We start from the raw sequence: 12339 nt of genomic DNA, 5'->3' as shown, positions 1-12339 counted from the left end.
TGCGCGCCTCTCCGTATCTGCGCCGGACTCCGTCCGCCGAGTCCGGCACCGGCTCACTCCAGCAACGAGCGAGGGGCAGCCTGAACTGCGGTTTACGGCTCGAACTTGTAGCCCAGGCCGCGCACCGTCACCAGATACCGGGGCGCACCCGGATCCGGCTCGATCTTGGCGCGCAGGCGCTTGACGTGGACGTCCAGCGGCCCCTCCTTCGATGCGCTCCTCGCACCGCTGCGCGGGCTTCGAAGCGCTGCGCCGGACTCCGTCCGCCGAGTCCGGCACCGGCTCACTCCAGCAACGGGCGAGGGGCAGCCTGAACTGCGGTTTACGGCTCGAACTTGTAGCCCAGGCCGCGCACCGTCACCAGATACCGGGGCGCACCCGGATCCGGCTCGATCTTGGCGCGCAAGCGCTTGACGTGGACGTCCAGCGTCTTGGTGTCGCCTACGTAGTCCGCGCCCCAGACCCGGTCGATGAGCTGCATCCGGGTCAGGACGCGGCCCGCGTTGCGCAGGAGCATCTCCAGGAGGTCGAACTCCTTGAGCGGCAGGTCGACCTTGTCGCCGGCGACGGTCACCACATGGCGGTCCACGTCCATGCGAACCGGACCCGCCTCCAGGGCGGCCGGGGTGACCTCCTCCGGCTCGCCGCGGCGGCGCAGGACGGCGCGGATGCGGGCGACCAGCTCCCGCGAGGAGAAGGGCTTGGTGACGTAGTCGTCGGCTCCTATTTCCAGACCGACGACCTTGTCGATCTCGCTGTCCTTGGCGGTCACCATGATCACGGGGACGTTGGAGCGGCCGCGCAGCTGGCGGCAGACCTCCGTGCCGGGCAGGCCGGGGAGCATCAGGTCGAGGAGGACGAGGTCGGCGCCGTTGCGCTCGAACTCGTCGAGCCCGTCGGGGCCCGTGGCCGCGATGGCGACCTCGAAGCCCTCCTTGCGGAGCATGTAGGACAGGGCGTCGCTGAAGGATTCCTCATCCTCGACGACGAGCACTCGGGTCACGGAAGGACCTCCGGGGCAGGCAGGGGCTCGCGGGTCGCGCGAGCGTCGGGGTGGTTCGCGGAGCGGTCGTGGTGCGTGGGGTGGTGCGGGGAGTCATGGTGCGCGGGGAGCTCGTGGGAGCCGGTGGACGCTTCGAGGCGGTCCAGATCGGCCGCGCCCGCGCGGTACGGCTTCCGTTCGCGGACGGAGCCCGCCTCGGGGAGCCGGAGCGTGAAGGTGGAGCCCTGCCCCTCGGAGCTCCATACGGTCACTTCCCCGCCGTGCGAGGCAGCAACGTGTTTGACGATGGCGAGGCCGAGGCCGGTGCCTCCGGTCGCCCGTGAGCGGGCCGGGTCGACGCGGTAGAAGCGCTCGAAGATGCGGTCCTTGTCCTTGTCGGAGATGCCGATGCCCTGGTCGGTGACCGCGACCTCGACGAGATCGCCGCCGGGAGCGTTCACCTTGCGGCCGGCTATCCCCACCCGCGTACGGGCGGGGCTGTAGTTGACGGCGTTCTCGACGAGGTTGCCGAGGGCGGCGGCCAGCTGGCCGCGGTTGCCCCAGACGTACAGGTCGGCGGTGCCGCCCGCGGCCATGGTGATCTGCTTGGTGCCCGCCTGGTGGCGGCAGCGGTCGATGGCCTCGGCGACCAGTTCGTCCACGCGTACGGGCTCGGCGTCCTCGAGCGGGTCGTCGTTCTGCACGCGGGAGAGGTCGATGAGCTCCTGGACCAGGTTGGTCAGGCGGGTCGCCTCTATCTGCATCCGGCCGGCGAAGCGCTCCACGGCCTCGGGGTCGTCGGAGGCGTCCATGACCGCTTCGGAGAGCAGGCTCAGGGCGCCGACCGGGGTCTTGAGTTCATGGCTCACATTGGCGACGAAGTCGCGCCGTACGGCTTCGATACGGCGGGCTTCGGTGAGGTCCTCGACGAGCAGCAGCACCAGGCGCGAGCCCAGTGGGGCGACACGGGCGGAGACCGCGAGGGCGTCGCCCCGGCCCGTGCCGCGGCGCGGCAGGTCCAGTTCGACCTGGCGTATCTCGCCGTCGCGCCGGGTGTCGCGGGCCATCTGGAGCATGGGTTCCACGGCCAGTTTCCCGCCGCGGACGAGCCCGAGCGCGTACGCTGCGGAGCTCGCCTTGACCACGGCGTCGCCCTCGTCGAGGACGACCGCCGAGGAGCGGAGCACGGAGAGCACCGTGTCCACGCCGGGCGGCAGTACCGGGTCGGTGTGCAGGGAGGTCCGGGTGGGGCGTTTCTGGTCGCGCTCGCTCCAGCGGAACGCCAGCATGGCGATGACACCGGTGCACACTCCGGCGATCGCAGCCGCTGCGGCGACCGCCGCGTTCACGTCCATGGCTCCAGGTTAGGCATGCCACAAGCCTCCTCCACAGCCGTCGGAGTGTCTGCTCGAACACTCGTCGCCGAGAGTTCACCGCAGGTAGGGCATTGGTTCATTTGGGTGGCCGAGCTGCGGTGATGCGTCCGGTACGAGGTGGTGTGCGGGGTGCGGACGGTGGTGGAGACGGCGCTCAGAGTTCACCTTGAGGACAGAGACGGTTCACACGGCATGCCGGTCCCGGTCGCGTTCGGCCGGGACCGTGGGAGCGTGGGGTCAGGAGCCTTGTCGGGTCCGGCCCCCGGACCGGGGTGAGAGCCCAGCCCCCGGCACGTATGCAGGTTTGTCAGAGAGGGACTGATCAATGCGGGACGCGTACCACGAGGAACTCGATTCGATCGGCGAAGGCCTCGTCGAAATGGCCCGGCTCGTCGGATCGGCGATCGGGCGCGCGACGACGGCCATGCTGGATGCCGATCTGAAGCTCGCCGAGAGCGTGATCGCCGCCGACCAGAAGGTCGACGATCTGCAGCACGAGCTGGAGGCGCGCGCGATAGCCCTGCTCGCCCGCCAGCAGCCGGTCGCGACGGATCTCCGTATCGTCGTCACCTCGCTGCGGATGAGCGCCGACCTGGAGCGCTCCGGCGACCTGGCCCAGCATGTGGCCAAGCTCGCCCGGCTGCGCTTCCCGGAGCGGGCCGTGCCGCACGACCTGCACGCCACGATCCTGGAGATGGGGCAGCTCGCGCAGCGCCTCATGGCGAAGTCGGCCGAGGTCATCATCACCAAGGACGTCGATCTGGCGCTGCAGCTGGAGCAGGACGACGACGAGATGGACCTGCTGCACCGCACGCTCTTCCAGCATCTGATCGACGAGCGCTGGAAGCACGGCATCGAGACGGCCGTCGACGTGACGCTGCTCGGCCGCTACTACGAGCGCTTCGCGGACCACGCGGTGTCGGTCGCCAAGCGTGTGGTGTACCTGGTGACGGGTGAGCACGCGGACGAGCTGCAGCAGAACGCGTCGGCGTCGGCGCAGACGGTCGAGGGGGCGTAAGTTTTTTGCACCTCCGTGCGCCGTTGATGCGCCGTGTCCGGTGGGCATCAACTGGGCGTAGGCAACCGTGCCTTGAGGAGGTTCGTATGGCCGAGTCCCCCACGCCAGAGACCCAACAGCCCGCCGATACGACGGAGTCGGTCGAAGTCGTCCGGCTGCCGCTCCTCGGCGCCTGCGGCTGCGGTTCGGGGTGCGGCTGCGGCTGCCAGCAGGGGGCGCCCTGCCAGTGCGGCGGCTGAGGCCGTTCTTGTACGACACGGAGGGTCCCGTTCCTCGCGGAACGGGACCCTCCGTGTGTCAGCCCACGGACTCCAGCTCGCTCCAGGCCCGTTCGCCCGCTGCCGCCGCCCACGCGTCGAGCAGCTCGCGGGCCTCGGGTTCGGGGGCGGCGAGCCAGACCTTCTGGGTGCCGCCGTGGGTGGATACGGCCTTGTCCGTGTAGTCGACGCTGCCTTCGCTGCAGCAGGCGCAGAGCATCTTCAGGCCGCTGGCCGGCTCGGCGCCGAAGTCCTGGTCGAAGAAGGACCGGACGAGGGCGTCCACGTCGTCCGCGGCCCGTGCGTGCACGGTGACGTGCAGAGTGGGCAGCTCGGAGGCCTCGAAGAGCAGCAGCTCGTCGAAGACGGCGACGGTGCCGCCGTCGTAGGTCCGCTCGCCGTTCGGCACCCCGTCGTGGACGACGATCTCGCCGAAGCGGCGCCCCTGCGTCACGGGCACGTTCATCACGCGTCCGCGGGTGGGGCACAGCCGCTGGATCCAGACGACCTCCTGCTCGCCGCCGGTGTCGAGCCGTACGCACGCCGGGCCGAGGCCGTGGTCGATCTGCCCTTCCCCGTCCGGCAGTTCGATCCCGAACCCCTGCCAGGCGTCGCGGGCGGTGGCCCAGTCGCGCTGGACGGTCGCGGCGATCCCGAGGTTCCAGTACGCGGGGTCGCCCGCGCCGCGCGGCGCTCGGGCCGCCGCCTCGCGGCCCAGTTCGTACGCCTTCGCCCAGTTCCGCAGGAACTTGTGCGCGAGCGCGGCGTCGTACCACCAGGCGGCGCTCGGCTCCTCGTCCGGGTAGTGCGCGAGCACCTGCTCGTACAACTCGGCCGCGCGCAGCCACTCCTCCCGGTCCCAGGCCTTCTGCGCCTCCTCGACCAGCGCCCCCGCCTCTGCCTGCTCCACGTGCTCTTCCCTCCCCTTGATCAGGGCAGGAGTGTCGCATGCGGCGTCCGGGGCCCCGGCGGGGACCTCGTCCAGGTCCTCACCGGAGACCTCGCGTACGCGCGTGCCTGCGGCCTCGTACAAAGCAGGCTCTCCGCGGGAAATGACGTAAGTCTTACGTCGCGGCCATACGGGCTGACATGCGCGCTTTCGGCGGGGTCCACTGCTCCACGGCACAATTGTCGATCTTGCTACGGAGTGTGCATGAACGGGATACGTTCCCTGGTCACCGCCGGTCTGACCGCCGCCCTGCTGAGCATCTCCACCGCGGCGTGGGCCGCCGCACCCGACGTCCCCGAGGCGCTGCGGATCTCCAACGGCCCGTATGCGGGCTTCCAGTTGTGCGGTGCTCAGAGCGCGCCGGCCTTCAGCACCACCAACACGTTCGCCCCGCTCTTCGCCGCCTCGGTGAAGGGCGTGGACCCTCAGCCCGACCTGGCCGGAAAGGTGGAGCTGGCGCGTCAAGGAGAGCTTCCCTTCCGTACGTACGAGGTGAACACCGGTCCGGTCGGGCACGGGTGGGACATCCAGATCCCGACCGGCACCTTCAGTCCGGGCGACTACCAGTGGCGGATCCGCGCCGAGGCGGCCGACGGCGCGTCCGCCTGGTCCGCCTGGTGCTCGTTCACGGTGACCGGTCCGGCGACCGTGCCCACCGAGTCCACCTACAGCCCCGACGGCGGCAAGCACTGCCTGGACGTGAGCGGCGCGGGCACGGCGGACGCCACGAGCATCCAACTGTGGGACTGCAACGGCTCGCTGGGCCAGACCTGGAAGGCCACGCCCGAGGGCACCCTGGTGAACCCGCACTCGGGCAAGTGCCTGGACGTGGCCGGCGCGGGCACGGCCAACGGCACCAAGGTGCAGCTCTACTCGTGCAACGGCACGGGTGCCCAGCAGTGGCGCCACGACCAGCCCACCCCTGCCGCCTTCACGAACCCCGCGTCCGGCAAGTGCCTGGACGTGCCGTACGGCGGCTTCGCCAACGGCACCCGGCTCCAGATCCACGACTGCAACGGCACGGCCGCCCAGGTCTGGAAGCAGCTCACCCCGGCGTGATCCGCCGCGTGACCATGGTGAGGGTCCGGTGCGCCGGGCCCTCACCCGCGGGCGGGCGGTGCCGCGGTTCGCGGGATATGCGGTTGCGCCCCGTGCCACCCGGGCGAAGGCTGAGGTCATGGGAGAGAGACGGCAGTTGCTGCGGCGGGCTGCGGAGGAGCGCTGGGTCGTACGGGTGGAGCGGGACGGCCTGGTGCCGGACGAGTCGTTGCAGGGCTTCGCCCTGGCCTCCGACCGGGACTGGACGCTGCTCCTGGTGCTCACCGACTCGATGGCCGACGGGTATGCGCTGGTCCGCACCCGGGACCTGACCGACGTCCGCACCCGCGGCAGGCGCGACGTGGACCGCCGCTGGGCGAAGCAGCACGGCACCTGGCCACCGCCACCGCCCGCCGACGGGTCCTTCGCCCTGGGCGGTACGCGGGAACTCGTGGCACAGATCGCGGCCGCACATACCCTGGTGACGGTGTTCCAGGAGGCGTTGGATCCGGACATCGCGCTCATCGGCAAGGTGGCCTCGCAGGGCAAGAGGTCCCTACGCCTCCAGGAGATCGACAGCACGGCCGAGTGGCGCCGCACAACGACGAAGCTCCGCCATGAGGACATCACCCGCATCGACTTCGCCGACCACTACGGCCGCGTCCTGACGGACCTCGGCGGCAAGGCTCCGCGCCTGGCGAAGAGCTGAAGTGAGCTGATTTCAGCCTCGGTTCACTACGTGGCGAGTTCCTTGCCCGCAGCTCCTGGCCGGGCGACACGGGCGAGGACGATGTCGCCGACCTCCGATTTCGACGGATCCACCGGGGCGACGACGACCTGCTGCCGGCTCCGTACCAGCGGAACCATCGCCCCCGACTCGGCCCCCGGAAACGGCCCGGAGAACGACTCAAGCCCTCTTGCCCGCGGAGGAACCGCGGGCAAGAGGGCTTGAGTGTGAGGCGTCAGCCCTGCTGACAGTCGGTGGGCCGCTCGCTCTGTACCGCGTCCAGCTTGTTCCGCCATTCCCAGTTGGTGCTCAGGTCGCCCGGCCAGATCGATTGGTAGTGGCACTCACTGGGACTGACCCAGTCGATGGCGTACACGGTGACGTCTGCGTCCGACTCGAAGGAGGCGGCATTGTTGTGCAGCGGCTCCGGTACGTCGGCATAGCCCCACGACGGCCGGTAGCACCAGCTCGCCCCGTCTCCGCCAGGTTCGGTGTGGAAGCAGACCGCTCCCGGGTCCACCCCGCGTTCCGCGGCGGTGAGGGAGCGGGCGCTCTCGGCGGATGCCGGTGCGGTCGGCAGGAAGGCTGCGGCAAGGAGGAGGGTGAGAGCAGCGGCTCGACGAGGCATGTCGGCGGATCCCCAGACGTGGTGGTGTCACCGGGTCTGCCCCCGAACTGCGTTGAACCACCACGGAGCCGACGGCAGGACCATCCGCGCCAAGGCCGACCGCTACGGCACCAGGCCACGAGAACGCCCCCGACCCGCGCCGAAAGCGCAGCTCGGGGGCGTGATCGCGAAAGCTACTTCTTCTTGCCCTGGTTCTTGACCGCCTCGATGGCAGCCGCCGCCGCATCCGGGTCCAGGTACGTGCCGCCCGGCTTCACCGGCTTGAACTCGGCGTCGAGTTCGTAGGAGAGCGGGATGCCCGTCGGGATGTTGAGGCCCGCGATGTCCTCGTCCGAGATGCCGTCCAGGTGCTTGACCAGGGCGCGCAGCGAGTTGCCGTGGGCCGCGACCAGGACCGTGCGGCCGGTCAGCAGGTCCGGGACGATGCCGTCGAACCAGTACGGGAGCATGCGGACGACGACGTCCTTGAGGCACTCCGTCTGCGGACGCAGCTCCGGCGGGAGCGTCGCGTAGCGCGGGTCCTCGAACTGGGAGTACTCGGCGTCGCGGTCGAGCGGCGGCGGCGGGGTGTCGTACGAGCGGCGCCACAGCATGAACTGCTCCTCGCCGAACTCGGCGAGCGTCTGGGCCTTGTCCTTGCCCTGGAGCGCACCGTAGTGACGCTCGTTCAGGCGCCAGGAGCGGTGGACCGGGATCCAGTGGCGGTCGGCGGACTCGAGCGCCAGCTGCGCGGTGCGGATCGCGCGCTTCTGGAGCGAGGTGTGCACGACATCGGGGAGCAGACCGGCGTCCTTGAGCAGCTCGCCGCCCCGGACCGCCTCCTTCTCGCCCTTCTCGTTCAGATTGACGTCCACCCAGCCGGTGAACAGGTTCTTGGCGTTCCACTCGCTCTCGCCGTGGCGGAGGAGGATCAGCTTGTACGGTGCGTCGGCCATGGCTCCGAGCCTAATCGAACCCACGGGCCCCCCGCGCGCGCAGCCCGGCCTGCGGACGATTGACGGTTCCTGTTAATCGAGTGGCCTCGCGGCACCCCCCGCTCGTAACGTGTGAGCACGCCAAGCGCCACTTACAGACACCACGCCACCAGCCTTTTCCGGGGGGATCAGCCATGTCGATCGCGAGCATCAAACGGGCCGCACGCGAAAGCGTCGCGGGCCTACCACGGGAGTTCTGGTGGCTCTGGACGAGCACCCTGATCAACCGGCTCGGGGCCTTCGTCGCCACATTCATGGCTTTGTACCTGACCCTCGACCGGGGCTATTCGGCCTCGTACGCGGGTCTTGTGGCCGCCCTGCACGGCCTCGGTGGCGTGCTCGGCACCCTGGGCGCCGGCGTCCTGACGGACCGGCTCGGGCGGCGTCCGACCATGTTCCTCGCGCAGGGCGCCACGGCCGTCAGCGTCGCGGTCCTCGGCTTCATGGAGCATCCGGTCGCCATCGCGGTCGTCGCCGGCCTGGTCGGTGTGGCCTCCAACGCCTCGCGGCCCGCCGTGCAGGCGATGATGGCCGACATCGTGCGCCCCGAGGACCGGGTGCGGGCCTTCGCGCTCAACTACTGGGCGATCAACCTCGGCTTCGCCTTCTCCTCCATGGCCGCGGGCATCGTCGCCCAGTACAGCTACCTCGCCGGATTCCTCGGCGAGGCGGTGCTGACCATGGCGTGTGCGGTCCTGGTCTTCCTGAAGCTGCCGGAGTCGCGTCCCGAGAAGACGGTCGTGGCCGGAAAGCCCGCGGACCCCGAGGTCTCCATGGGGACCGTCCTCAAGGACGGCCGCTTCATGGGTGTCGTCGGACTGTCCTTCCTCATCTCGCTTATTTTCACGCAGAGTTACGTGGGTCTGCCGGTCGCCATGGGCGCGGCCGACTTCACGCCCTCGGACTTCGGCATGGTGATCGCGGTCAACGGTGTGCTGATCGTGGCCCTGCAGATCCCGGTGACCCGGTTCATCGAGCACCGCGATCCGCAGAAGCTGCTCGTCGTCTCGGCCCTGCTCGCCGGATACGGCTTCGGCCTCACCGCCTTCGCCGGCTCGCTCGGTGCGTACGCCCTCACGGTCGTCGTCTGGACCCTGGCCGAGATCATCAACTCGCCCACCCAGATGAGCCTGGTCGTCCGCCTCTCGCCGGTGCACGCCCGAGGCCGCTACCAGGGCATGTACTCGATGTCCTGGTCGGTGGCGGCGCTCGCGGCCCCGCTGATGGCCGGCTTCGTGATCGACCACTACGGCGCCGACTGGCTGTGGGGCGCGACGGCGGTGCTCGGCACGGTGGCGGCGTTCGGCTACTGGATGCTGATGCGGAACCTGCCCCAGGAGGACCGGACTCCGGTGGCCACCGAGCCGGTCAAGTCGCCCCCGGTCACCGAGGTCGAGGCCACGGCCTGAGCGCGGCCTGGCCGACTGGGCGTCGGGCGGGCCCGACTGAGCACGGCGGACAGGTGCGGCCACCGAGGGGGGTGGCCGCCCCCGTCCGCCGCGCGCGCTCAGATCGCCCGCTGGGCCTCGTACAGATTCCGCGGCCACACCCCACCGGGTTTCCCGTACGCCTCACTGCGCGCATGCAGATCACCGGTGAAGTCCGGCTTGTCGATCTGGCCGAACTCGGTCACCTCGCTGATCGCCACGGTCGCGCTGTACGGGGCGATCTCGTCGATCCGTACGCAGCCGGCCCGGCCGTTGGTCACGGTGACGTTCCAGTGCGTGAAGCGCGCCCCGTACAGCGGGCCCGCGCTCGCGTCGCCCCCGTGGGTGCCGGTGTTGTCCACGGTCACGTCGGTGCGGACGTTGGCGAAGGGCATGCCGCGGTGGGTGTCGAAGGTGCCCATCCGCATGTCACCCCGCGACCAGACGTTGTAGCTGGACAGGCCCTCGACGTTGACGCCGTGCAGCTGGGTGCCGGCGGGCGCGGGGACGGTGCGCTGCTCGATGGTGAAGTCCTCGACGAGGTTGTCGTGCGAGCCCTCACGGCAGTAGTACGGGTGGTGCGAGCCCCGTCCCGCCACCCGTGTGCCCCGCAGCGTGCAGGCGGAGGCGGCGATGAACCCGAAGCCGTTGTCCACATGCCGTACGACCACGTCCTCGGCCCAGCAGTCGTACGCGCACTGGAACGCGAGCCCGTTGTAGCCGAGGTCGAGCAGGTGCTCGGACTGCGGGGTCTCGACGGCCTCCAGGGTCAGGCCCTCGACACCCGAGCCGGTGAGCGGTGCGGCCAGGGTGGTCAGGCGCGGATCCCACTCGGGCCGTATGTCCAGCGGGAGCGGGCGCTCGAAGGTGACCCTGCGGCCCTTGACCGAGGCGATACGGACCGGCCACTCATAGGGCACGTACGAGGTGAGCTTCGTCTTGTCGTCCCAGGTGTACGCCTCGGGTCCCGCGCCGCCGCCCGCCATGTGCTCCAGAAGCGTATGGTCCGCGTCGTCCGCGAGGCGCAGCAGGACCAGCCGGCCGCGGCGCAGCCGTGAGGTGTCGGCGACCGTGACCGACCAGTCGCCGCGCGCGGCGGGCTCGACGGTCGTCAGGGTCTGCCACTCGTCCCGCCTGTTGCCGGTCCAGCCCTCGAAGGGCCAGGCCTGGGCCTTGATCGCGGCGACCAGGGAGTCCCAACGCGCCTGAGGGGCAAGCCAGATGAGGCCGCCGGCCCAGGACCAGCCGGACTTCGTACCGCCGTACCGGCTGCCGTACTTGCCGATCAGCTCGGTCAGATGCTTGGTGGCGACGAGCTTCGTGCGGCCGCTGCCCGCGCCGCGCAGCACGACGCCGCTGTGGCCGATCCGGATGATGCCGTCGATGCGGTACGTGCCGGGCGGCACGATCACCGTACCGCCGCCGGCCTCTCCGGCGGCGGCGAGGGCACGGTTGATCGCGGGCGCGGCGTCCTCGGAGCCGTCGTTCTTCGCGCCGTACGCGAGGACGTCGGCGCGCACCCGCGGCCGTGGACGCGAGCGGCTGCCCCGCGCGTAGCCGGCGCGGCCGACGTAGGGGATCTGCGGGTGGTTGTAGGGATTGCGGGTGAACTCCCGCCACAGCTGGGCCGCTTCGGGACGGGGCGCGGCCGCGGCCTGCGTCCCGCCGACGATCACCGCTGCCGCCACGGCTGTCGCACCGCCGAGCAGTCCACGTCTGCTGAGTTGGTCCATGAGCACCGCCTCTTCACGTATGTGAACAGTATTCACGTCTGCGTCGGCGGTGAGCATGGCACGGTGCCGCATGGCGCGGAAGAGGTCGTGCAGCGGTGAATACGCCCTGCGAAGGCGTCAGTCGGAGCGCGGCTTGGTCAGATGTGTGAACGCGTCCAGGTTCCGCGTCGACTCCCCGCGCGAGACCCGCCACGCGTACTCCCGCCGGATCGCCGAGGCGAAGCCCAGCTCCAGGAGCGTGTTGAAGGACCCGTCGGCCTCTTCCAGGACGACGCCGAGCAGGCGGTCGAGCTCGTCCGGAGTGACGGCGGACAGCGGGAGCTTGCCCGCGAGGTAGACGTCGCCCAGCTTGTCGATCGCGTAACCCACCCCGTACAGACGGAGGTTGCGCTCGAGCAGCCAGCGGTGGACCCCGTCCGCGTTCTCGTCGGGGTGGCGGATCACGAAGGCGTTGAGCGAGAGCGCGTGCCGGCCCAGACGCAGCGAGAGCGTGGTCGACAGCTTGCGGGTGCCGGGCAGCTGCACGACATAGACCCCGGGCTCGGGGGATTCCCAGGCGAGCTCGGCGTCCTTGAGGGTCTGTTCGAGTACCTGACGCGGGTCAGCCATGGTGCGAGCGTACGCGACGGCGCTGCTCGAACAGGGCGGCGGTGTAGACGTCCGCGGTGGCCGAGGCGGCGGTGTCCCAGCCGAAGGAGCGGGCGTGCCGTGCGGCGGCCGCGCCCATCTTGTCGACCAGGTGCGGATCGTCGACGAAGTGCTCCAGCTTCAGCGCGTACGCGGCCGGATCGTGCCCCTCGACGAGGAAGCCGCTGACCCCGTCCCGCACCGCCACGGGGAGCCCGCCGACGGACGCCGCGATCACCGGGGTGCCGGCGGCCTCGGCCTCGATGGCGACGAGCCCGAAGGACTCGCTGTACGAGGGCATGACCAGGACGGACGCGGCCCGGAACCAGTCCGCGAGCTGTTCCTGGCCGACCGGCGGACGGAACCGTACGACATCGGCGATGCCCAGCTTGGCCGCCAGCTTCTGCAGGCCCTCGGGCTTGGCCAGACCGCTGCCCGAGGGACCGCCGACCACCGGCACGACCAGGCGGGAGCGCAGCTCGGGGCGGCGGTCGAGCAGGATGTGGACGGCGCGGAGCAGGACGTCGGGGGCCTTGAGGGGCTGGATGCGGCCGGCGAACAGCGGGACCAGGGCGTCCTGCGGCAGGCCCAGGCGCTGGCGTG

Annotated in this window: 14 protein-coding genes and 1 pseudogene; 5 read left to right on the top strand and 10 right to left on the bottom strand. The window is 70.5% G+C overall.

The window, feature by feature from the left end; all coding sequences use genetic code 11:
* Nucleotides 1-92 precede the first annotated feature (92 nt).
* From ABT367_RS26155 to ABT367_RS26145, 3 genes and pseudogenes are all read right to left on the bottom strand, one after another.
* Nucleotides 93-200 (bottom strand): annotated as a pseudogene (locus tag ABT367_RS26155) (winged helix-turn-helix domain-containing protein); the annotation flags it as partial.
* Nucleotides 201-322: 122 nt separating this feature from the next.
* Nucleotides 323-1003 (bottom strand): response regulator transcription factor, encoded by a 681-nt coding sequence (locus ABT367_RS26150; protein ID WP_030031421.1) that lies wholly within the window; start codon nucleotides 1001-1003, stop codon nucleotides 323-325.
* Nucleotides 1000-2337: a sensor histidine kinase gene (locus ABT367_RS26145; RefSeq protein ID WP_352255543.1), complete on the bottom strand. Its 1338-nt coding sequence runs from the start codon at nucleotides 2335-2337 to the stop codon at nucleotides 1000-1002. Before ABT367_RS26145 ends, ABT367_RS26150 begins: the two co-directional genes overlap by 4 nt.
* Nucleotides 2338-2683: 346 nt before the next feature.
* On the opposite strand from ABT367_RS26145, the gene phoU reads away from it, so the two are divergent.
* Both phoU and ABT367_RS26135 read left to right on the top strand, forming a co-directional pair.
* Nucleotides 2684-3376 (top strand): phosphate signaling complex protein PhoU, encoded by a 693-nt coding sequence (gene phoU, locus ABT367_RS26140; RefSeq protein ID WP_352255542.1) that lies wholly within the window; start codon nucleotides 2684-2686, stop codon nucleotides 3374-3376.
* 86 nt (nucleotides 3377-3462) lie between these two features.
* A complete protein-coding gene (locus ABT367_RS26135; protein WP_352255541.1) occupies nucleotides 3463-3615 on the top strand; it encodes a hypothetical protein in 153 nt (50 codons plus the stop codon).
* A gap of 58 nt (nucleotides 3616-3673) precedes the next feature.
* On the opposite strand, the gene ABT367_RS26130 is transcribed toward ABT367_RS26135, so the two are convergent.
* Nucleotides 3674-4666 carry a tetratricopeptide repeat protein gene (locus tag ABT367_RS26130; protein ID WP_352255540.1) on the bottom strand — a complete coding sequence of 331 codons (993 nt, stop codon included), beginning with the start codon at nucleotides 4664-4666 and terminating at the stop codon, nucleotides 3674-3676.
* A gap of 120 nt (nucleotides 4667-4786) precedes the next feature.
* Between ABT367_RS26130 and ABT367_RS26125 the strand changes: the two genes are divergently transcribed.
* Nucleotides 4787-5641: an RICIN domain-containing protein gene (locus ABT367_RS26125; protein ID WP_352255539.1), complete on the top strand. Its 855-nt coding sequence runs from the start codon at nucleotides 4787-4789 to the stop codon at nucleotides 5639-5641.
* Nucleotides 5642-5759: 118 nt separating this feature from the next.
* Entirely contained in the window at nucleotides 5760-6329 is a 570-nt protein-coding gene (locus ABT367_RS26120; protein ID WP_352255538.1) for a hypothetical protein, read from the top strand.
* A gap of 26 nt (nucleotides 6330-6355) precedes the next feature.
* Here ABT367_RS26120 and ABT367_RS26115 read toward each other — a convergent pair whose 3' ends face one another.
* The 3 genes from ABT367_RS26115 to ABT367_RS26105 all read right to left on the bottom strand — a co-directional run bounded on the left by ABT367_RS26115 (nucleotide 6356) and on the right by ABT367_RS26105 (nucleotide 7910).
* Nucleotides 6356-6487, bottom strand: coding sequence for a hypothetical protein (locus ABT367_RS26115; RefSeq protein WP_352255537.1), 132 nt, complete (start codon nucleotides 6485-6487; stop codon nucleotides 6356-6358).
* A 95-nt stretch (nucleotides 6488-6582) separates the two neighbouring features.
* Nucleotides 6583-6975 (bottom strand): hypothetical protein, encoded by a 393-nt coding sequence (locus ABT367_RS26110; RefSeq protein WP_352255536.1) that lies wholly within the window; start codon nucleotides 6973-6975, stop codon nucleotides 6583-6585.
* A gap of 173 nt (nucleotides 6976-7148) precedes the next feature.
* Entirely contained in the window at nucleotides 7149-7910 is a 762-nt protein-coding gene (locus tag ABT367_RS26105) for a phosphoglyceromutase (RefSeq protein ID WP_165330820.1), read from the bottom strand.
* Between the two features lie 173 nt (nucleotides 7911-8083).
* Here ABT367_RS26105 and ABT367_RS26100 point away from each other — a divergent pair, with 173 nt between their 5' ends.
* Nucleotides 8084-9358, top strand: a complete 1275-nt coding sequence (locus ABT367_RS26100; RefSeq protein ID WP_352255534.1) for an MDR family MFS transporter — start codon at nucleotides 8084-8086, stop codon at nucleotides 9356-9358.
* Nucleotides 9359-9456: 98 nt separating this feature from the next.
* On the opposite strand, the gene ABT367_RS26095 is transcribed toward ABT367_RS26100, so the two are convergent.
* The 3 genes from ABT367_RS26095 to ABT367_RS26085 form a co-directional block, all read right to left on the bottom strand.
* Nucleotides 9457-11109 carry a glycosyl hydrolase family 28-related protein gene (locus ABT367_RS26095; protein ID WP_352255533.1) on the bottom strand — a complete coding sequence of 551 codons (1653 nt, stop codon included), beginning with the start codon at nucleotides 11107-11109 and terminating at the stop codon, nucleotides 9457-9459.
* 117 nt (nucleotides 11110-11226) lie between these two features.
* Nucleotides 11227-11718, bottom strand: a complete 492-nt coding sequence (locus ABT367_RS26090; protein ID WP_352255532.1) for a YbjN domain-containing protein — start codon at nucleotides 11716-11718, stop codon at nucleotides 11227-11229.
* A partial coding sequence (locus ABT367_RS26085; protein ID WP_352255531.1) for a glycosyltransferase occupies nucleotides 11711-12339 on the bottom strand: 629 nt, incomplete at its 5' end. The genes ABT367_RS26090 and ABT367_RS26085, both read right to left, overlap by 8 nt.

Source organism: Streptomyces mesophilus, from assembly GCF_040300965.1.
GTDB lineage: Bacteria > Actinomycetota > Actinomycetes > Streptomycetales > Streptomycetaceae > Streptomyces > Streptomyces mesophilus_A.
The sequence above is the reverse complement of the archived record's forward strand: the minus strand, read 5'-3'. Positions and strand labels throughout refer to the sequence as shown.